Origin of the sequence: Blattabacterium cuenoti, from assembly GCF_014251375.1 — a bacterium.
Lineage (GTDB): Bacteria > Bacteroidota > Bacteroidia > Flavobacteriales > Blattabacteriaceae > Blattabacterium > Blattabacterium cuenoti_K.
Genome location: NZ_CP059187.1, coordinates 114161 through 134475, shown reverse-complemented (window position 1 = coordinate 134475; position 20315 = coordinate 114161). Strand labels below are relative to the sequence as shown.

General features: G+C 26.7%; 21 protein-coding genes, 2 tRNA genes and 1 other RNA gene. 15 read left to right on the top strand and 9 right to left on the bottom strand.

What is annotated here, in order from left to right:
- The first annotated feature begins 54 nt into the window (after positions 1 to 54).
- Positions 55 to 993, top strand: a complete 939-nt coding sequence (locus tag H0H71_RS00620; protein ID WP_185856238.1) for a dihydroorotate oxidase — start codon at positions 55 to 57, stop codon at positions 991 to 993.
- Here H0H71_RS00620 and proS read toward each other — a convergent pair.
- Positions 990 to 2468, bottom strand: coding sequence for a proline--tRNA ligase (gene proS / locus H0H71_RS00615; protein WP_185856236.1), 1479 nt, complete (start codon positions 2466 to 2468; stop codon positions 990 to 992). The genes H0H71_RS00620 and proS overlap by 4 nt on opposite strands.
- 115 nt (positions 2469 to 2583) lie before the next feature.
- Here proS and rpmF point away from each other — a divergent pair, with 115 nt between their 5' ends.
- Genes rpmF through accC form a run of 3 tightly spaced genes read left to right on the top strand, consistent with a single transcriptional unit; the run spans position 2584 to position 4664 of the window.
- A complete protein-coding gene (rpmF, locus tag H0H71_RS00610; RefSeq protein ID WP_185856234.1) occupies positions 2584 to 2778 on the top strand; it encodes a 50S ribosomal protein L32 in 195 nt (64 codons plus the stop codon).
- Between the two features lie 44 nt (positions 2779 to 2822).
- The gene (gene accB, locus H0H71_RS00605; RefSeq protein WP_185856232.1) at positions 2823 to 3311 is read left to right on the top strand and encodes an acetyl-CoA carboxylase biotin carboxyl carrier protein; all 489 of its coding nucleotides are present in this window, start codon (positions 2823 to 2825) and stop codon (positions 3309 to 3311) included.
- A 3-nt stretch (positions 3312 to 3314) separates the two neighbouring features.
- A complete protein-coding gene (gene accC, locus H0H71_RS00600; protein WP_185856230.1) occupies positions 3315 to 4664 on the top strand; it encodes an acetyl-CoA carboxylase biotin carboxylase subunit in 1350 nt (449 codons plus the stop codon).
- Positions 4665 to 4670: 6 nt separating this feature from the next.
- Here accC and prfA read toward each other — a convergent pair whose 3' ends face one another.
- Both prfA and H0H71_RS00590 read right to left on the bottom strand, forming a co-directional pair.
- Positions 4671 to 5789 (bottom strand): peptide chain release factor 1, encoded by a 1119-nt coding sequence (gene prfA, locus H0H71_RS00595; RefSeq protein ID WP_185856228.1) that lies wholly within the window; start codon positions 5787 to 5789, stop codon positions 4671 to 4673.
- A gap of 51 nt (positions 5790 to 5840) precedes the next feature.
- Entirely contained in the window at positions 5841 to 6254 is a 414-nt protein-coding gene (locus H0H71_RS00590) for a DUF4293 family protein (protein WP_185856226.1), read from the bottom strand.
- Positions 6255 to 6542: 288 nt separating this feature from the next.
- Here H0H71_RS00590 and rho point away from each other — a divergent pair, with 288 nt between their 5' ends.
- The 3 genes from rho to H0H71_RS00575 all read left to right on the top strand — a co-directional run bounded on the left by rho (position 6543) and on the right by H0H71_RS00575 (position 9809).
- The gene (gene rho / locus H0H71_RS00585) at positions 6543 to 8351 is read left to right on the top strand and encodes a transcription termination factor Rho (protein ID WP_185856225.1); all 1809 of its coding nucleotides are present in this window, start codon (positions 6543 to 6545) and stop codon (positions 8349 to 8351) included.
- 95 nt (positions 8352 to 8446) lie between these two features.
- Positions 8447 to 8519, top strand: a tRNA-Met gene (locus tag H0H71_RS00580).
- A 129-nt stretch (positions 8520 to 8648) separates the two neighbouring features.
- Positions 8649 to 9809 carry a DNA recombination protein RmuC gene (locus tag H0H71_RS00575; RefSeq protein ID WP_185856223.1) on the top strand — a complete coding sequence of 387 codons (1161 nt, stop codon included), beginning with the start codon at positions 8649 to 8651 and terminating at the stop codon, positions 9807 to 9809.
- Between the two features lie 13 nt (positions 9810 to 9822).
- On the opposite strand, the gene H0H71_RS00570 is transcribed toward H0H71_RS00575, so the two are convergent.
- The 3 genes from H0H71_RS00570 to H0H71_RS00560 all read right to left on the bottom strand — a co-directional run bounded on the left by H0H71_RS00570 (position 9823) and on the right by H0H71_RS00560 (position 10942).
- A tRNA-Ser gene (locus tag H0H71_RS00570) sits at positions 9823 to 9909 on the bottom strand.
- Positions 9909 to 10217: RNase P RNA component class A (gene rnpB / locus H0H71_RS00565), an RNA gene on the bottom strand. Before rnpB ends, H0H71_RS00570 begins: the two co-directional genes overlap by 1 nt.
- A gap of 20 nt (positions 10218 to 10237) precedes the next feature.
- Positions 10238 to 10942 carry a YebC/PmpR family DNA-binding transcriptional regulator gene (locus H0H71_RS00560; RefSeq protein WP_185856221.1) on the bottom strand — a complete coding sequence of 235 codons (705 nt, stop codon included), beginning with the start codon at positions 10940 to 10942 and terminating at the stop codon, positions 10238 to 10240.
- Between the two features lie 88 nt (positions 10943 to 11030).
- Here H0H71_RS00560 and rpmB point away from each other — a divergent pair, with 88 nt between their 5' ends.
- The 5 genes from rpmB to htpG all read left to right on the top strand — a co-directional run bounded on the left by rpmB (position 11031) and on the right by htpG (position 14555).
- Positions 11031 to 11288 carry a 50S ribosomal protein L28 gene (gene rpmB, locus H0H71_RS00555; RefSeq protein WP_185856219.1) on the top strand — a complete coding sequence of 86 codons (258 nt, stop codon included), beginning with the start codon at positions 11031 to 11033 and terminating at the stop codon, positions 11286 to 11288.
- A 6-nt stretch (positions 11289 to 11294) separates the two neighbouring features.
- Positions 11295 to 11477, top strand: a complete 183-nt coding sequence (gene rpmG / locus H0H71_RS00550) for a 50S ribosomal protein L33 (RefSeq protein ID WP_185856217.1) — start codon at positions 11295 to 11297, stop codon at positions 11475 to 11477.
- Positions 11478 to 11496: 19 nt separating this feature from the next.
- Positions 11497 to 11679 (top strand): DUF4295 family protein, encoded by a 183-nt coding sequence (locus H0H71_RS00545; protein ID WP_185856215.1) that lies wholly within the window; start codon positions 11497 to 11499, stop codon positions 11677 to 11679.
- Entirely contained in the window at positions 11669 to 12631 is a 963-nt protein-coding gene (gene ftsY, locus H0H71_RS00540; protein WP_185856213.1) for a signal recognition particle-docking protein FtsY, read from the top strand. The genes H0H71_RS00545 and ftsY overlap by 11 nt, the downstream gene beginning before the upstream one ends.
- Positions 12632 to 12710: 79 nt before the next feature.
- On the top strand, positions 12711 to 14555 hold the full coding sequence (gene htpG / locus H0H71_RS00535) for a molecular chaperone HtpG (protein WP_185856211.1): 1845 nt from the start codon (positions 12711 to 12713) through the stop codon (positions 14553 to 14555).
- On the opposite strand, the gene H0H71_RS00530 is transcribed toward htpG, so the two are convergent.
- Complete coding sequence (locus H0H71_RS00530; RefSeq protein WP_185856209.1) at positions 14552 to 15328, bottom strand: 3'-5' exonuclease; 777 nt, start codon at positions 15326 to 15328, stop codon at positions 14552 to 14554. The genes htpG and H0H71_RS00530 overlap by 4 nt on opposite strands.
- Positions 15325 to 16035: a CDP-alcohol phosphatidyltransferase family protein gene (locus H0H71_RS00525; RefSeq protein WP_185856207.1), complete on the bottom strand. Its 711-nt coding sequence runs from the start codon at positions 16033 to 16035 to the stop codon at positions 15325 to 15327. Before H0H71_RS00525 ends, H0H71_RS00530 begins: the two co-directional genes overlap by 4 nt.
- A gap of 25 nt (positions 16036 to 16060) precedes the next feature.
- Here H0H71_RS00525 and ybeY point away from each other — a divergent pair, with 25 nt between their 5' ends.
- Both ybeY and mnmG read left to right on the top strand, forming a co-directional pair.
- Positions 16061 to 16501, top strand: a complete 441-nt coding sequence (gene ybeY, locus H0H71_RS00520; protein WP_185856205.1) for an rRNA maturation RNase YbeY — start codon at positions 16061 to 16063, stop codon at positions 16499 to 16501.
- 6 nt (positions 16502 to 16507) lie between these two features.
- Positions 16508 to 18379, top strand: coding sequence for a tRNA uridine-5-carboxymethylaminomethyl(34) synthesis enzyme MnmG (gene mnmG / locus H0H71_RS00515; RefSeq protein WP_185856203.1), 1872 nt, complete (start codon positions 16508 to 16510; stop codon positions 18377 to 18379).
- A gap of 17 nt (positions 18380 to 18396) precedes the next feature.
- Here mnmG and H0H71_RS00510 read toward each other — a convergent pair whose 3' ends face one another.
- The gene (locus H0H71_RS00510; RefSeq protein WP_238784460.1) at positions 18397 to 18741 is read right to left on the bottom strand and encodes a septum formation initiator family protein; all 345 of its coding nucleotides are present in this window, start codon (positions 18739 to 18741) and stop codon (positions 18397 to 18399) included.
- Positions 18742 to 18912: 171 nt separating this feature from the next.
- Here H0H71_RS00510 and fumC point away from each other — a divergent pair, with 171 nt between their 5' ends.
- Positions 18913 to 20304 carry a class II fumarate hydratase gene (gene fumC, locus H0H71_RS00505; protein WP_185856201.1) on the top strand — a complete coding sequence of 464 codons (1392 nt, stop codon included), beginning with the start codon at positions 18913 to 18915 and terminating at the stop codon, positions 20302 to 20304.
- Positions 20305 to 20315: the final 11 nt, after the last annotated feature.

The window sequence follows — 20315 nt, the reverse complement described above, 5'->3', positions numbered from 1 at the left end:
AAAAATTTTATCCTTTTTAAATTTGTATATTTATTTTGAATAATTTCATGTTTCATGAAAAAACAAATAGATATTTCTTCTTCCATAAATGGAATTAAACTTTCATCCTGTATTATGAACGCATCAGGAGTTCTCTGTTCTACTGAGAAAGAACTTTCTGATATTATGGAGAGTTCTTCTGGAGCAGTAGTTACAAAAAGTTGTACTCTCATTCCAAGAGAAGGAAATCCTCCTCCAAGATATTTTGAATGGAATATAGGAAGTATAAATTCTATGGGCCTCCCAAATCTTGGGATAGATTTTTACTTAAATTTTTTAGAAAAAAAAAAATCTAGAAAGCCTTTTTTTTTATCTATATCAGGACTTTCTATAGAAGAAAATTATAAACTTATTCTTAAAGCAAATCTTTCAAAAATAAATGCTGTAGAATTAAATCTATCTTGTCCAAATCTTGTTGAAAAAAAAAATATATTGGGATATGATTTTTATAAAATTTCTGATTTTCTAGAAAACCTATTTGAATTAACTAAAAAACCTTTAGGAGTAAAATTACCTCCTTATTTTGAGGATTTTCACATCAAAAAAATAGCTTTGATTTTAAATCAGTTTCCTATTTGTTTTGTTACTTGTATTAATAGTTTGCCAAACGGGATTTTCATTGATAGAATGAATGAAACAACAGTAATTCATCCAAAAGAAGGGTTTGGAGGAGTAGGAGGAAGTGTGATAAAACCATTTGCATTAGCTAACGTTCGTAGATTTTACAATTACCTTAGAAAAGATATTTATATAATTGGATGTGGAGGAATTTGTTCTGGAAAAGATGTTTTTGAATATATATTATGCGGAGCTTCTGCAGTTCAAGTAGGAACACAATTTTTGAGAGAAGGAATTCAAGTATTTGATAGATTGAAAAACGAATTTTTTTCAATTCTCCGAAAAAAAAACTATTTCTCAATAGAAGAATTCAAAGGAAAATTAAAAAACATTTAATAAGATTTTGCAAATATCACACGTTGATTAGAAGGGTTTCCAGAATAAATACATTTTCCTATTTCAATCTTATTATGAATTGGAATGCAACGTATAGTAGCTTCTGTTTCTTCTTGAATTTTTTTCACTGTATTTATTGTTCCATCCCAATGAGAAATAATAAAACCTCCGGGAGTATTTATTTTTTTTTTAAAATCATCGTAATGATCTGAAATAAATGTACATTCTTCTGTTCTTTGTAAAGCTTTTTTATAAATATTTTTTTGTATTTTATCAAGAAGTTCTGGAATAAAATCTTTTAAACAATTCCAAGAAACATACATCTTTTCATATGTATCTCTTCTAAAAATTTCTACTTTTTCATGTTTTACTTCATATAATCCTATACTAATTCGGATAGGGATCCCTTTCATTTCGTATTCATGAAATTTCCATCCTGGAGTAAAAATCTCTCTGTTATCGTATTGAACACTGATTCCTTTTTTTTCCAGAACATTTTGAATTTTTTCTATAATATCACTGATTTTACTTAATTCTTTTTTATTTTTATATATTGGTATTATAACTATTTGAATAGGAGCTATTTTTGGAGGTATAATTAATCCATGATCGTCAGAATGCGACATAACTAATCCTCCTATTAATCTTGTAGAAATCCCCCAAGATGTAGACCACACATATTCTTTTTTTCCATTGAAATTAGTAAATCTGACATCAAAAGCTTTTGAGAAATTTTGCCCCAGAAAATGAGAAGTTCCTATTTGCAATGCTTTTCCATCTTGCATAAGAGCTTCAATACAATATGTAGTTTCAGATCCAGAAAATTTGTCCATATAAGGCTTGATCCCTTGTAATACTGGGATTGCCATAAAATTTTTAGAAAAATTAGTGTAAATATTTAATATTTTTTCAGTTTCCTCTATTGCTTCTTTTTTAGTAGAATGTGCTGTATGTCCTTCTTGCCATAAAAATTCTGAAGTTCTTAAGAATAAACGCGTTCTCATTTCCCATCTCACAGCATTTCCCCATTGGTTAAAAAGAATCGGAAGATCTCTATAAGATTGTATCCAACGTCTATAAGTCTTCCATATGATACTTTCAGAAGTAGGTCGTATAATTAATTCTTCTTTTAATTTAGATTGTGAATCTATTATCAATTCTTCTTGATTTATTTTTTTTTTCAATTTGCAATGCGTAACTACAGCACATTCTTTAGAAAAACTTTTAATATGTTGTTTTTCTTTAGAAAAAAAAGATTTTGGAATTAATAAAGGAAAATAAACATTTTTATGTCCAGTTTCCTTAAACATTTTATCTAATTTTTTTTTTATGATTTCCCATATAGAAATCCCATATGGTTTAATAATCATAAATCCACGAACTCCTGAAAATTCCGCTAATCCAGATCTAACAACTATCTCATTATACCATTTGGAATAATTCTTATTACGTTTAGTTAATTGTTTACGAATCATAATAATAATTAAAAAAAATAAAAAAATAAACATCCATTTTAACCATAATAAAGATAAAAAAAATTATTTTTGGAATCCTATTATTCAAACGAAACAAAAAAATAATTAAATAATAATGGCACATCCTAAAAGAAGACAATCTAAGTCTAGAAAAAATAAAAGAAGGACACATTTAAAAATCAAAGCTCCTTTATTAGGACAATGTTCTTTAACAAAGAAAAAACATTTGTATCATCATGCTTATTGGGATGATAACAACTTGATTTATAGAGGTAAAATCATTTTAAAAATGAATAAAAATAAGAAATAAAGTAAATCAATCTTTCTTCTTATTTTTATTTTTAAAATGATTTTATGAATTTAAAAGATATTCAATCTCTGATTGAATTTATTTCTGGATCTGACATTCATGAAATAAAAATTCAAATAGGAAATACTAAAATTCAGGTAAAAAATAAAATTTTTAAAAAAAAGAGAAAAAAATTATTGAATCCAATTCCTGTAAATGATACTGATACAATTTATTCCACTATTTCTTCCGATTTTTCAGATAGATTTTATCCTAAAAAAAAGAAAGAATATAAAAAAAATGAATATTTAACAATTAAATCTCCTATGATTGGAACATTTTATCGTAAACCTCATCCAGATCAAGATCCTTTTGTAAAGGTTGGAGATGAAATTAAAAAAGGAACAAAAGTCTGTGTTATAGAAGCAATGAAATTATTCAATGAAATTGAATCTGAAGTAGATGGTAAAATAATTAAAATTTTTGTTGAAAACGCTTCTCCAGTTGATTATGATCAGCCTTTATTTCTCTTGGATCCAAAAATTATTAAATAAAATATGTTTAAAAAAATATTAATTGCTAATAGAGGAGAAATAGCTTTACGGATTATACGAACAGTTAAAGAAATGGGAATAAAAACGGTCGCTGTTTATTCTACCGTAGACAAAAACAGTCTTCATGTTTATTTTGCTGATGAAGCTGTATGTATAGGTCCACCTTCACCAAATCAATCATATTTAAATGTTCCAAATTTAATATCTGCAGCTGAAATCACTAATGCAGACGCTATTCATCCTGGATATGGATTTCTTTCTGAAAATCCCTATTTTTCATCTATGTGTAAAAAACATGGAATAAAGTTTATAGGTCCTCTTCCAAATCATATGATTCAAATAGGAAATAAAATTTCAGCTAAGAAAACTATGAAAAAAATTGGAATATCTTGCTTGCCTGGATCTGATTGTTTTTTTGTAGAATCCTCTTATAAGGAGATAGAGAAAATTGCAGAAAAAATAGGATATCCCATTATAATTAAATCTGTTTCTGGAGGTGGGGGAAAAGGAATACGATCTGTTTTAAATAAAAATTCTTTAAAAAATTCTTGGGAAGAAGCTAAAAAAGAAACTTTAGCATGTTTTGGAAGGGGAAAAAAGGAGATGTATATAGAAAAATTAATTTTAAATCCAAGACATGTAGAAATACAAATTATTGGAGACAAATATGGAAAAGCGTGTCATTTATCAGAAAGAGATTGTTCGATTCAAAGAAGAAATCAAAAATTATTGGAGGAAGCTCCTTCTCCATTTTTAACTCCATATTTAAGAAAAAAAATGGGGGAAATCGCTGTCAAAGCAGCTGAGTCTATTCATTACGAAGGAGTAGGAACTATAGAATTTTTATTGGATAAAAACAAAAATTTTTATTTTCTAGAAATGAATCCAAGAATTCAAGTGGAACATCCTATAACAGAAGAAATAACAGGATTAGATCTTATACAAGAACAAATTTGTTTAGCTTATGGAAAAAAACTTTCTGAAAAAAATTATTATCCAAAAATGTATTCTATAGAATGTAGAATTAATGCAGAAGAACCCTATAAAAATTTTCGTCCTATGGCAGGAAAGATAACTCAAATGCATGTCCCAGGAGGAAAAGGGGTTCGTGTCGATACTCATATTTATGCTGGATACAGTGTTTCCCATTATTATGATTCTATGATTGCAAAAATTATTACTACAGCAAAAAGCAGAAAAGAAACTATTGAAAAAATGCGTCGTTCATTAGATGAATTTGTTATAGAAGGGATTTGCACAACTATTCCTTTTCATAAACAGCTTATGCAAAATAAGGACTTTTTGAAAGGAGAATATCATACAAACTTTTTGGATACATTAAAATTTTACTAAATTCTACTAAAACTGAATTTTTGATTCATCGTATTTTGTAAGAAGATCAATCATTTCTTGAATATTTCCGTTCATAAATCCTACAAGATCATAAATAGATTTATGAATTCTGTGATCTGTGACTCTATTTTTAGGATAATTATAGGTACGTATTTTTACAGAACGATCACCTGTAGAGACTAAGCACTTTCTTTTTATGGATCGTTCTTTTAATTTTTTTTCCTTTTCATTTTGATAAATACGTGATCGTAAAACATTCATTGCTTTTTCAAAGTTTTTGTGTTGTGATCGCCCCTCTTGACATTCTACTGTTATTTTACTTGGAAAATGAGTTAATCTAACAGCAGATTCTGTTTTATTAACATGTTGTCCACCAGCTCCACTAGATCTGAATGTTTCTTTTTTTATATCGGATAAATTTATATTTATATCTATATCTCCGACTTCAGGTAAAACAGCTACTGTAATAGCAGATGTATGGACTCTTCCTTGAGATTCTGTTTTAGGAATTCTTTGTACTCTATGGACTCCAGATTCAAATTTTAGATTTCCATAAATCTCTCCTTTTTCTTCTTTTGTACTTTTTCTTACATCTAAGATGATTTCTTTGTATCCGCCTCCTTTTTTTCCTCCTTTTTGAGCATGTATGATTTCATATTTCCATCCTACTTGTTTGAAATAAAGTACGTACATTCGTAATATATCTTCTACAAAAAGACATGCTTCATCTCCTCCTGTTCCGGAACGTAATTCTACAATTGCATTTCTGTTATTTTCTTCTGTTGTATTAATAGGGGAAATAGGAGTAGAAAGGAGATCATGTGATTTTTTTTCAATAAAAGATAAATCTTTTAAAATTTTTTTTTTTTCCAAAAAAGCTATTTCTTTCATTTCAGGATCAGAATCTGTTTCTAAAATGAAATTTGCTTCTTGAAGAGAAATTAATTTTTTTTTATATTTCTCATAAAGATGAAGTAACTTTTCTAGTTTATTATACTTTTTAAATAGTGTTTTATACTTTTTTCTGTTTTTATTTTTATGATCAGTGTTAATGATTGAATTTGAAATTTCATGAAATTCTTTTTCAAGAACTTCAAATTTTTTAATCAATGGGTTTTTTTTCATTCTTATTTTTTTTTAAGATTTAATTTATTAGAAAGAGAATAAGAATAAAATTTACCGTATTCTATTTATAGAATTAATTAACTCTATATCTTTTTTTATGTACTTATTAGAAAAATAGAAAATCCATATGGATAGAAATGTAAGAAAAAGATTCATTTTTCTTAAAAAAAGAAAAGATTTATTTGATTGATAAAATGAAACAAAAAGAATTACTATGAAAATAATGCTATTTAGGAGTATATTTATACAGTTGAAAAGTATTTGTAGTTTTCTCTTTTGAAAAGAAAGAAAACTACAAATAGATAAAGCGATACACACGATTAAAAAAATAAAAATAGCTTTATCAAAAACAAAAAATGGATATTTAATTTCTTTTTTATTTTGAAAAACAGGATAAAAGTAGAAAGAAAGAGAAGAGATAAATATAGATATAACTAAATAAATAGTTTGTATTCGATATAACATAGAATATAATTTTTGATTAAAAAAAATATTTTATAACTTCTTAAGTTTAAATTAATATGTATAATTGCATTTACTGTGTTGCTTAATCTTAAGAGCTTATTTTTTTTTCGTTGTTTATTTTATCATCTGTTGTTAGGATGTGTTTTATTATATGCAGAATGTAAATGTAGTAAAAAAATTAACTGCTACTTCTTCTTATTCTGAACTCCCCCATTTATTTGGGGAATAAATAAGATCCAAAAAATTAAGTAAAAAAAAGAATGGCATTATAATAAACCCAATTACTTTATGTTTGATATTACTGAATTAAAAAGTAAAAAACTTTTTGAATTACAGGAGATTGCTCGTTCTTCAGGATTAAAAAAATGTACTCAATTGCGGAAAAACGAACTCCTAGAAAAAATTATTTCTATTTTTAATAAAAAAACAACTTCATTTTCTTCTTCAAAAAGAGAAAATCCTTTTCGAAAAGGATTTAAAAGTAGAAAAAATACTGAATCCAACATCTTATTAAACGTAAATGAAAAAAAAAAATTAATTTCAAATTCTCATTCTCAAAACCGTTTGAGAAATCCTTCAAATTCTCATTCTCAAGACCGTTTGAGAAATCCTTCAAATTCTCATTCTCAAGACCGTTTGAGAAATCCTTCAAATTCTCATTCTCAAGACCGTTTGAGAAATTCTTCAAATTCTCATTCTCAAGACCGTTTGAGAAATTCTTCAAATTCTCATTCTCAAGACCGTTTGAGAAATCCTTCAAATTCTCATTCTCAAAACCGTTTGAGAAATCCTTCAAATTCTCATTCTCAAAACCGTTTGAAAAATCCTTCAAAAACGAGAAATAAAGAAGAAATTATAAAATTTCAAAGAAAAAATCAAAATCAAACTTTTACAAATCCAAAAGTTCCTTTTTCTAGAACAGAAAGTAGCAATACTTTTACACAAAAAAATCTGAATAAATATCGCACTCCTGAATATGAATTTGAAGGAATTATCATAAGCGAAGGGGTTCTAGAAATTATGCCAGAAAATTATGGTTTTTTAAGATCTTCCGATTTTAATTATTTGTCATCTCCTGATGATATATACGTATCTCAATCTCAGATTAGATTGTTCGGAATGAAAACCGGAGATACTATAAGGGGAGAAGTTCGTCCTCCGAAAGAGGGAGAAAAATACTTTCCTTTAATAAAAATTCTTGAAATTAATGGGAGCCCCCCTTCTTTTGTAAGAGAAAGAGATTCTTTTGAACATTTAACTCCTCTTTTTCCAAATGAGAAATTTAAACTAGCTGGTAAAAATGCGACCCTTTCAACAAGAATAGTGGATCTTTTCACTCCTATAGGAAAAGGACAAAGAGGAATGATTGTAGCTCCTCCTAAAACAGGAAAAACTACTTTATTGAAAGAAATAGCTAATGCTATTGCAGCGAATCATCCGGAAGTGTACTTAATTATATTACTTATTGATGAACGTCCAGAAGAAGTAACTGACATGCAAAGAAATGTTAAAGGAGAAGTGATTGCTTCTACTTTTGATGAACCAGCAGATAGACATGTTAAAGTAGCTAATATCGTATTACAAAAAGCTAAAAGAATGGTGGAATGTTCTCATGATGTTGTAATTTTATTAGATTCTATAACTCGTTTAGCAAGAGCATATAATACTGTATCTCCTGCATCTGGAAAAGTGTTATCAGGAGGGGTAGATGCCAACGCTTTACACAGACCCAAAAGATTTTTTGGAGCAGCTAGAAATATAGAAAATGGAGGATCTTTGTCTATTATTGCCACAGCAATGATTGATACAGGATCCAAAATGGATGAAGTTATTTTTGAAGAATTTAAGGGAACAGGAAATAAAGAACTTCAATTGGATAGAAAGATTGCTAATAAACGAATTTATCCTGCTATTGATCTCGTTTCTTCCAGTACTAGAAAAGATGATTTGTTATTGGATCATAAAACATTACAGAGAATGTGGATTTTAAGAAAACATCTTTCCGATATGAATCCAGTAGAAGCTATGGAATTTTTAAGATCACGTATGTCTAGAACTCAAAATAATGAAGAATTTTTAATTTCTATGAATGGATAAATCCATTAATAAATATTAATATTTGTTTGATTTTGTAAATGAAAAATATTATATTTAAATTTTGTATTATTATTAAGTGAATTTGATTATATAATCGCGGGATGGAGCAGTTGGTAGCTCGTCGGGCTCATAACCCGAAGGTCATAGGTTCGAGTCCTATTCCCGCTATTTGACTTCATGTTCATGTTTATGTGTATATGTGAGGGAGTCTGAGTTTGAACCAAAACCAAACTGTTGTTATCTTATTAACTATTTTCCTTTTGTTTCAAAAAAACAAAAAACCACTCTATTAAACTTATGTATTATCTTTTGGGACTTTTTTTGTGTTCCTTCTTTATAATATTTTTCTTTTTTTTCAAAAAATTTGAATTTCTTTTTAAAGAAGAATCTAGAAATCAGAAAAATGAAATACAAAAAGAATTCCAATATGAAAAAAGAGAACTCATAGATTCTTTTAAAGAAGTAAAAGACGGACTTATACAATCTATAAAAGATTTTCAAGATTCTATAGAGAAAAAAATACATTTTTATATTGAAAATCAATCTAATAAATTAAATTTTTTTCATAAAGAACAAGAAAAGCTTGTTGATATAACAGAAAAAAAACTTGAGGAAATAAGAGGAAATGTCAATGAAAAACTACAAAAATCCTTGAATACTCATTTAGGAAAATCATTCGAAATAATTGGAAATCAATTATTTTTTTTGCAAGAAGGATTAGGAAAAATGAAAAATTTGTCAAAAGATGTCAGCTCTCTTAAAAGAACTTTAAATCACGTAAAGATATGTGGTAGTTTTAGTGAAATGCAACTTTCAATGCTTTTACAACAAATTTTATCACCAGATCAATATGCATGTAATGTAATTACTAAATCGGGAACAAATTGTGTAGTAGAATTCGCAATTAAACTCCCCGGTCTTGGAGATGGGAATGTAATATGGTTACCAATTGATGTGAAATTTCCAAAAGAAACTTATGAAAAAATACAAAACGCTTATAATCAAGGAGAAAAAAAAAATATAGAAATAGCTAAAAAAAATATGGAATCTGTACTTAAAAAAATGTCTAAAGAGATTAAAGATAAATATATCGATCCTCCACATACTACCGATTTTGCTATTCTTTTTTTACCTTTTGAAGGAATATATGCGGAAATTGTTAAGAATTCAAGTTTATTAGAAGAATTGCAAAGAAAATATAAAATAATCATTACAGGACCATCTACATTAGCGGCTATGTTGAATAGTTTACAAATAGGATTCCGTACTTTAGCAATTCAAAAAAGGACTTCTGAAGTATGGAAAATTTTAGAAACTGTAAAAAAAGAATTTACAAAATTTGGATCTTTGCTTTATCAAGCACAAGACAAATTGAAAGCAGCGTCTAAGGATATAGATAAAGTGATTGGAGTAAGAAAAAATTTGATTGAAAAAAAATTCAAAGACATAGAAAACTGAAAAAAAACATTTGCGGAGAGAAAGGGATTCGAACCCTTGACACTTTGTTTTGTGTACACGCTTTCCAGACGTGCGCCTTAGTCCTCTCGGCCATCTCTCCAAAAAAGTAAGACTATAAGCCGGATTCTGTTTTTATACCTATCATTTTTCTAGGATATAGGTTACCCTAAATCTCTATCTGCCTACCCACCGGGGGGGCAATCAACCGAGCCAGTTGTTCCCGGTATACATGGCATTTCACCGTACAGAGTTTACATGATTTCACTACAGCCAAACTGTACTTTCTTTCTGTTGCACTATTCCTCACCTTTCGGTGTATGGGAGTTACCCATTGTACTGCTCTATGGTGTCCGGACTTTCCTCATTTCTTATTTTTGAAAAAAAAAATGCGATAGGACGTCTTACTTTTTTATTTTTTTTCAATCAAATCAAATTAGATTAGAGTAAACATTTTGAATGTCTTCATTTTTCTCAAGTACTTCAATTAAATTTAATATTTTTTTTTCGTTTTCTTTTGTAATATTTTTTTTCTGCTGTATAGAAATACGTTTAATTTGATACAGGTGAGGTATTTTCAATTTTTCTAAATTATTTTTCATAGAACCAAAATATTCAAAATCTGTATAGATAGATACCTTCTCTTTTTCTTTAAAAATATCTTTAGCTCCAAAATCTATTAACATCAGTTCAAAATCTTCCAGAGAAAAATGGATATCATTTTTTCTGATAGAAAAAATTCCTATTCTATTAAATAAATGAATGATCTCTCCATTGTGACATAATCTTCCGCCTTTTTTATTAAGAAAAGTTCTTATATTGGAAATTGTTCTAACACTATTATCTGTTATGCATTCTATAATCAAACTGATTCCGTGAATTTGTCCTTCTAAACTTAGATTTTTATAATTTTTTTTAATTTTTGAAGCTTTTTGAATTGTTCTTTCTATAGTCTGTTTAGGAACGTTAATTGATTTTGCATTGAGTATTGCATTTTTTAAACGAAATGAAGTTTTATTTTTTTCTTTAACTGCAATAGAAATTTCTTTAATAATTTTAGAAAATTTTTTAGATTTTATAAAATCTTTATTTGATTTTCGATGTTGTATATTTGACCATTTACTATGTCCTGACATTATTCTTTTTTTTTGAAAAGATAATTTTTGTGTGTTGTGTGATTTTATCTATCTTACAAAAGATAAAAATAAAGAGAAATTTATAATTATGTCAAAAATTTGTGAATTGACTGGAAAAAAAGCTCTGTTTGGAAATAAAGTTTCTCACGCTAATAACAAAAAAAAACGTCGTTTCAATATAAATTTATGTAAAAAACGTTTTTTCTTAATAAAAGAGAATAAATGGATTACATTAAAAATTTGCACATCTGCTATCAAGTTGATTAATAAAATTGGAATTGAAAACGCATTAAAACGTTTCAATTATAACAAGTATAAGAAAATTAAAAAAATTAGAAAAATTTAAATTCCAATGGGAAAAAAGGGAAATAGAATTCAAGTGATATTGGAATGTACTGAACAAAGAAAAAGCGGTATTCCTGGTTGTTCTAGGTATATAACTACAAAAAATAAAAAAAATACCCCAAAAAGAATAGAATTGAAGAAATACAATAGAATACTGAAAAAGTATACTCTTCACAAAGAAATTAAATAATAGAAACAAAGAAATAGATATGCCTAAAAATAAAAATATTGTAGAAAATAAAAAAAAAATATCAAAAAAAATGACTTTGGCTATTCGAATAATAAAATCTAAAAAATCCGGATTTTATACTTTTGAAAATAAAATCTTAACTGAAGATAAAGTAAAAGATTTTTTTTCCAAAAAAAATGAAAAAATAAAGAATGTTTTTTAACAAAAAGAAAGAAGTAAAAAAAACATTTAATCGTGAATTAGAGAAAACAAAAGAGTCTTTTTTTTCTAGGTTAAGGAATCTATTTCTTAGAAAATCTAAGTTAGACAGAGATTTTATTGATCATATAGAAGACATATTATTATCTTCAGATATAGGAACGAAAACTACTGTAAAGATTATCAGAAATCTTGAAAAAAGAGTTCAAAAAGAAAAATACAAGAATACACAAGAAATCTATAAATTCCTGAAAGAGGAAATTGAATCTCTTTTTATTGAAATAAAAAATGAACGTTTAGAACGAAAAATAAAAAATGAAAAAAAACCATATGTCATTATGATGGTTGGAGTAAACGGTGTAGGAAAAACGACTACGGTTGGAAAATTAGCATTTCTTTTAAAAAAAAAAGGATTCAATGTGATCATAGGAGCTGCAGATACATTTCGTGCTGCAGCTATTAATCAACTTGAAATATGGGCAGATATCGCTAATGTCCCATTAATCAAACAACATATGCATGCAGACCCAGCATCTGTTGCGTATGATACTTTACAATCTGCAAAATCTAAAAATATAGATGTTGTATTAGTAGATACAGCTGGAAGATTACAAAATAGAATGAGGCTTATGGAAGAGCTTTCTAAAATGAGCAGAGTTATGAAAAAGATTATCCCCGAATCTCCTCATGAAACCATGCTTGTTTTGGATAGTTCTACAGGACAAAATGCTTTTGAACAAGTCAAAAAGTTTACATATTTTGTAAAAGTTTCTTCTCTAATTCTAACAAAATTAGAAGGAACAGCTAAAGGCGGAGTGGTTATAGGAATAATGGATCAATTCAAAATTCCGATAAAATATCTTGGAATAGGTGAGAAAATACAAGATTTAAAAGAATTTGATGGAAAAACATTTATTGATTCTTTTTTTTCTTATCCCCAAGAAATTTATGACTGACATTATTATTTATTATTTGTTTGTTGTTCTTTAAATTTAAATGGGAGAGTCGTAAAAAAAATAAAATTCACATTGTTTTATGGAAAATGATAATAAAATTCGTGTTACTTCAGATAATATTTTTCCTATTATTAAAAGATTTCTTTATTCAGATCAAGAAGTTTTTTTACGAGAACTTGTTTCCAATGCGACTGATGCTATTTTAAAATTAAAAACTTTAGCAAAGTTAGGTAAGATAAATGAGGATTTGTGTGAAGATGATTTTAAAATCAAAATTAAAATAGATCAAAAAAAGAAAACTATTCATATTATTGATAATGGAATTGGTATGACTAAAGAAGAAGTAGAAAAATATATTAATCAAATTGCTTTTTCTGGAGCGGAAGAGTTTATTCAAACATATAAAAAAAATCTCTCATCTGATTCTATTATTGGACATTTTGGATTAGGTTTTTATTCTTCTTTTATGGTGGCAAGTCAAGTAATGATATTCACTCAATCTTATAAAAAAGATTCATATTCCGTTTTTTGGTCCTGTGAAGGATCGCCAAAATTCTCTCTGAAAGAGACAGAAAAAAGAGAGAGAGGAACAGAAATTATTTTGTTTCTTAATGAAGAAAGCAAAGAATTTTTAGAACACGATCGTATTTTAAAATTACTTTATAAATATTGTAAATTTATTCCAGAAAAAATATATTTTTTTGAAGAAAATGGAAAAGATATTCTCATTAATAATACTTCTCCTTCTTGGAAAAAAAGTCCTTTTCATTTAAAGGATAAAGATTATTTAAATTTTTATCATGAATTATATCCAGAACAAGTGGAAGATCCTTTATTTTGGATTCATTTGAATATAGATCATCCTTTTCGATTAACAGGTATTTTATATTTTCCTAAAATAGAATATAAACTTGATTTTCAAAAAAATGGAATTCGTTTATATCAAAATCAAGTTTATATTACAGATAATTTAGAAAAATTAGTTCCAGATTTTTTAAGTTTATTGAAAGGCGTTATAGATTCCCCCGACATTCCTCTTAATGTATCACGTACTCATTTACAATCAGATCCATCTGTAATGGATATATCAAAATATATAACAAGAAAAGTATCCGATAGACTTGATTCTATGTTAAAAAAAGAAAGAGAAATCTTTCAAAAAAAGTGGAAATATATAAAAATTTTTGTAGAATATGGGATGATAAGTGAGGAAAATTTCTTTGAAAAAGCTAAAAAATTTTTCATTTATTCTACTATAAAAAATTTTTATTTTACTTTTGATGAATTTAAGGAAAAAATAAAAAATTTTCAAAAAAATAAAGAAGGAAAAATCATTTTTCTTTATACTTCTGATAAAGAAAAACAATATAGTTATATTAGAGATGCAGAAAATAGATCTTATGAAATTTTAATTTTAGATAGTCCTCTTACAGTTCACTTAATACAAAAACTAGAATTTTCTCATAGAGATATTTCTTTTGTTCGTGTAGATTCAGATCATATTGACAAACTAATTGATAAAAAAGAGGAAAAATACTATTCAGAACTTTCAGAAAAAGAAAAAGAAAATTTAAAAAATTTTCTAACCCCCCATTTAATAAAAGAATATAAATTCTCTGTTCAATTAGAAAATTTGTCCAAAAAATATTTTCCTTTTTTAATTATTATTCCTGAATTTGTAAGGAGAATGAAAGAAATAAATTTTTTAGGAAAAGAAAAAAAAAATGATCAAGAAAAATTTTATAAATTGATTGTCAATACGAATCATATTTTAATGAAAAAAATATTGACCTCTACAGAGGGGGAAAGAAAAAAACTCATTCAAGAAGCTTTGAATTTAACTCTTTTATCAAAAAATTTATTAAAGGGAAAAAATCTAACTCTTTTTATAGAGAAAAAATTAGAAGATTTAATTCAAAATTAGTTATTTTTTTTATTAAATTTTCTTAATTTAACATTTTTTAATATTTTTTTAGTGTATAAAGGAAAATCTGAATTCTGTATCCACCCATAATAATTAGGGTCTTTATCGAAAATTTCTAAAACTTTTTCTCCTTTATATTTTCCAAAGTTAAATATTTCATTTCCTTCTTCATCTATTTTTATAAAACCAGCAAGATCGGCGATGTTTTTTTGATGTGAAAATTGATTTAAACTTTTAACGTCTTTTTTCAAATCCTTGTATTTTTCTAATTGTGCTAGCAAAATTTCATATGTAGCAAATGTATCTGCTTTAGAACTATGAGCTTTAATTAAATTTTTTCTACAATAATATTTGTAAGCTGCAGAAAGGGTTCTAGGTTCCATTTTGTGGAATATGACTTGTACATCTATTGTATTATGTTTCTTTATATCAAAAGATATTCCTGCACGAAGCATTTCTTCAGCTAAAATTGGTATATCAAATCTATTAGAATTATATCCTGCTAAATCAGTATTTTCAATCATATTAAAAATATATATCGCAACATCTTTAAATGGTAATTTTCCTGCTACATCTTCATCTGTAATTCCATGAATAGATGTTGATTGCGGAGGAATAGGGATTTCAGGAAATATAAGCCAAGTTTTGTCTTCTTGATCTCCATTTGGAAATATTTTTAATATAGATATTTCTATAATTCTATCTTTTCCAATATTTATTCCTGTAGATTCTATATCAAAGAAACAAATAGGACGATAAAGTTGGAGTTTCATGTGTTAATGTGAATTTTTTTTCTATTTAGTTTATTTTGATAACAATGATAACAAATTGAAGTTATAATGTAAAAAACAATAATGCATGGAAAAGCAACCATGTGTAAAGTTAATAAAAGAAACATACTAATCAATAAAAATAAATAACGTGTTCTATTTTTTTTCCAATAAAATCCATAAAAATGCAAAGAAAACATGGGTATTTTAGATATTAAAAAATAACAAGATAGAAAAACTATGATAAGCAGTATAACAGGAGATAATACAATATTTTTCTTAGAAAGAATAACAGATAAAGAAGAGAAAAATAAGGTATTGATTGGTGTGGTTAATCCATAATAATTTTTTTCTTTAGTAATATTAAATAGTGCCAATCTCCATGCGGAAAATATGGTAATGAGAAAAGAAGACCATTCAATAAATGGAATCCCTTTGTTTTTTTTTAGTAGATCAAAAACTATCATAGATGGAACCAATCCGAAAGAAACCATGTCCGCTAAAGAATCTAATTCTTTTCCAAATTCATTTTCTATATGAAAAAATCGGGATAGAAATCCATCTAATAAATCTAAAATTAATGAAAACATGGTGAAAAGAGAAGAATATTCAAAATGTTTTGACTGTAAAAGAGTTATAGATATACATCCAAAAAATAAATTGAATAAAGTCAAAATATTTGGAATTGTTTTTTTGATTTTTTTTCTCATTTAGATTAATTATATTATACAAATTATGATAAATTTTTTTTACGAACTTTCTGATTTTTCTTCTATAGAAAATGAATTATTTTTGAGTGAAATTAGTGAAAGAATTTGTATGATATTGAAAAATGAAGGAAAATATGCTGGAGATATTAATTATATTTTTTGTGATGATCATTTTATTTTAAATATGAACAAAAAATATCTTAATAAAGATTATTATACAGATGTTATTGCCTTTAAAAATTCTACTTTTATTAAGAATAAAAAAATGATATCAGGAGATATCTTTATAAGTATAGATAGAGTTTTATCTAATTCTGTACAATGGAATCAACTTTTTCAAGTAGAATTAAAAAGAGTGATGATTCATGCTATATTACACTTTTTAGGATATGATGATAAAAATTATATTAAAAAAAAATTAATGAAAAAAAAAGAGGAGTTTTATTTAAATTTTTTCAACTTTTAAAAAGTCATGTTTTTAAATACATATGAAATCATTGTTGTTGGAGGAGGACATGCGGGAGCAGAAGCCGCTTCTGCGGCGTCTAACATGGGATCAAAAACTTTATTAATCACTACAAATTTACAAACAATAGGGCAAATGTCATGCAATCCAGCTATGGGAGGAATAGCTAAAGGTCAAATAATAAGAGAAATAGATGCTTTAGGAGGGTATTCAGGAATAATTACTGATTATAGCACAATTCAGTTCAGAATGTTAAATCAATCCAAAGGACCTGCTATGTGGAGCCCTAGAGCCCAATGCGATAGAAAACTATTTTCAGATAATTGGAAATTATTTTTAGAAAAAAATACAAGATTAGATCTATATCAAGAAACTGTCACTTCTTTGATCCTAAAAGATAATAGAGTTGAAGGGGTGATTACTTCTTTAGGTACAAAAATTAAAGGTAAGTCAGTAATCCTCACAAATGGGACATTTTTGAATGGAAAAATTTTTATTGGAAAAAAAAGAATTGATGGAGGCAGAATTTCTGAACAACAAGTTAAAGGTATTACGGAACAACTAACTAAATTTGGATTAAAATCTGGAAGAATGAAAACAGGAACTTCTCCAAGAGTAGATGGACGGTCTTTGAATTATAAAAAAATGAAAAACCAAAAGGGAGATGTAAATCCTAAAAATTTTTCTTTTTATTACAAAACCAAAAAATTAAAAAAACAACGTGAATGTCATATCACTTATACAAATCAAGAAGTACACAATTTTATTCGTAATAATTTCAATGATTCTCCAATTTTTACTGGTTCTATTCAAGGAATAAGTCCTAGATATTGTCCATCTATTGAAGAAAAAATTTTTAGATTTTCTGACAAAAAAGAACATCAGATTTTTGTTGAACCAGAAGGATGGAAAACTATAGAAGTATATATAAACGGGTTCTCTACTTCTTTACCAGAAGAAACGCAATATAAATCTTTAAGAAAAATTTCAGGATTTGAAAAAGTAAAAATGTTGAGGCCTGGATATGCTGTTGAATATGATTATTTCACTCCAATTCAATTAAAACTTACTTTGGAAAGTAAGTTGATTCGGAATCTATTTTTTGCGGGGCAAATTAACGGAACCACAGGATATGAAGAAGCAGCAGCTCAAGGATTAATTGCAGGAATTAATGCGACCCTAAAAATTAACAAAAAAAATCCTTTTATTCTCAAAAGAAATGAAGCTTATATAGGAGTTTTAATAGACGATTTGATCATGAAAGGAACAGAAGAACCTTACAGAATGTTCACTTCAAGAGCTGAGTACAGAATGTTGTTACGTCAAGATAATGCAGATGAAAGATTAACACATATGGGATATAAAATTGGATTAATTTCAGAAAAAAACATGAAAAAAATAGATAAAAAAAAATATAAAATAAAAAAATGTATTTCTTTATTTCAGGAAAAACATTTAAAACCAGATCTGATAAATCCTATTTTAAGCAGGAAAAAATCTCCTAAAATTCATCAAGATAAAAAAATAGACATAATACTATCTCGATCTGAAATAGATATACAAGATCTCAAATCAATTCCTTTTTTAAAAAAAGAAATAGAAAAGAATAATTATAATAAAGAAATCTTAGAACAAGTTTCTATTCGAATTAAATATAGAGGATATATTGAAAGGGAAAAAGAAAATGCAAAAAAATTATTGAAACTTGAAAGTATTCGCATACCAAATAATTTTGATTACGAAAAAATTAAATCTCTTTCTACAGAAGCTAGAGAAAAACTAAATTATTATAGACCTGAATCACTTTATCAAGCATCTAGAATAAGTGGAGTCTCCCCTTCTGATTTAAGCATATTATTGATTTATATAAAACGTTAATAAGTTATTAAGGTTAATTATATTTCTTCTTTAGATTTATTAGATGATATGACAAACAAATCTTCATCATCTTTTTTCATGTAAAATTTTTCTCTGGCTAATTTTTCCAAATATGTTTTGTCTTTTTTCAATTTTTTTAAAATCTTTTCTTCCAAGAAAATTTTTTTTTTATAAAAATCTCTCTCTAATATCATTTGATTTATATTTTTTTCTAATTTCCAGTGTAATACTAAAGAATTAGTATCAAAAAAAGAAATCCATATAAAAAAAGATAAACTAATCCAAAAATATTTATTTTTCAATATTTTCCTGATTAAATAGGAATTTATTTTTTTTTTTGAATTCATATTTTTTTGTTCCATTACTAATCAATATACTAATGATCCAATAAATACTGAAAAAAAATAAAAAAAGGATACACCAAAAACCAGATATAGTTATCAACATGAAAAATAAAAAACCTATGAATTGAATAATAATCATGTATAGTTAAAATTTTTAAGTTTATTAATTTCGTAAAAAAAAATAGGAAAATGATTTTTAGATTTAGAATAGAAAAAGATACTTTAGGAACTGTGCAAGTTCCTATTGATAAATATTGGGGGGCTCAAACAGAAAGGTCAAGAAATAATTTTAAAATAGGATTAGAAGGTTCTATGCCAATAGAAATTATTCATTCTTTTGCTCTTTTAAAAAAAGCTGCCGCATATGTAAATTTTGAACTCGGAATTTTATCTAAAAAAAAAAGAGATTTAATCTCTTTGGTATGTGATGAAATTATAGAAGGAAAATTAGATGATCAATTCCCTTTAGTAATATGGCAAACAGGATCTGGTACACATTCTAACATGAATGTAAATGAAGTGATTGCCAATAGATCTCATGTTTTGATGGGGGGGGTTCTTGGAAAAGGTTCATATTTAATACATCCGAATGATGATGTCAATAAATCTCAATCATCTAATGATACTTATTCTACTGCAATGCATATAGCATGCTATAAAAAGTTAATAGAAAAAACCATTCCTTCTATAGAAAAATTGCGGCGTTCTTTAGAAAAGAAATCCAATTCTTTTAAGAATGTAATAAAAATCGGAAGAACTCATCTTATGGATGCAGTTCCCATTACTTTAGGACAAGAATTTTCAGGATATGTTTCTCAAATAGATCATGGATTGAATTCTCTAATAAAAACTTTAGAACATCTTTCTGAATTAGCTATTGGGGCAACTGCTGTAGGAACTGGACTAAATTCTCCTAAAGGATACGATTCAAAAGTTATTGAATATATTTGTAGATATACAGGATTTCCATTTAAAATGGCAAATAATAAATTTGAATCTTTAGCATCTCATGATGCTATTGTGGAATCTCATAGCTCTTTAAAACAGATAGCCATTTCTTTGATTAAAATATCGAATGACATTCGTTTTTTATCTTCTGGACCACGTTCTGGAATTGGAGAAATTTTTATTCCTGAAAATGAACCTGGATCTTCTATCATGCCTGGAAAAATAAATCCCTCCCAATGCGAGGCACTTATTATGGTATGTACACAAATTATAGGTCATGATATGTCCATTTCTCTAGCGGGTGCTTCAGGAAATTATGAATTAAATGTTTGTAAACCGTTAATGGCATATAATTTTTTGCAATCTGCACAACTTTTATCAGATTCTTGCTATTCTTTTTCTGAATTTTGTGTAAAAGGAATTATTCCAAATTATAAAAGAATCAAAGAATTACTAGATAAATCTTTAATGTTGGTAACAGCTCTTACTCCTCGTATTGGATATGAAAAATCAGCAAAAATTGCAAAATGTGCGTATAAAAATAATACAACATTGAAAGAAGAAGCTATTCGATTGGGATATTTAACCATTAAAGAATTTGATCAGTTAGTGAAAATTGATAAAATGGTGTAATGAAACATGAA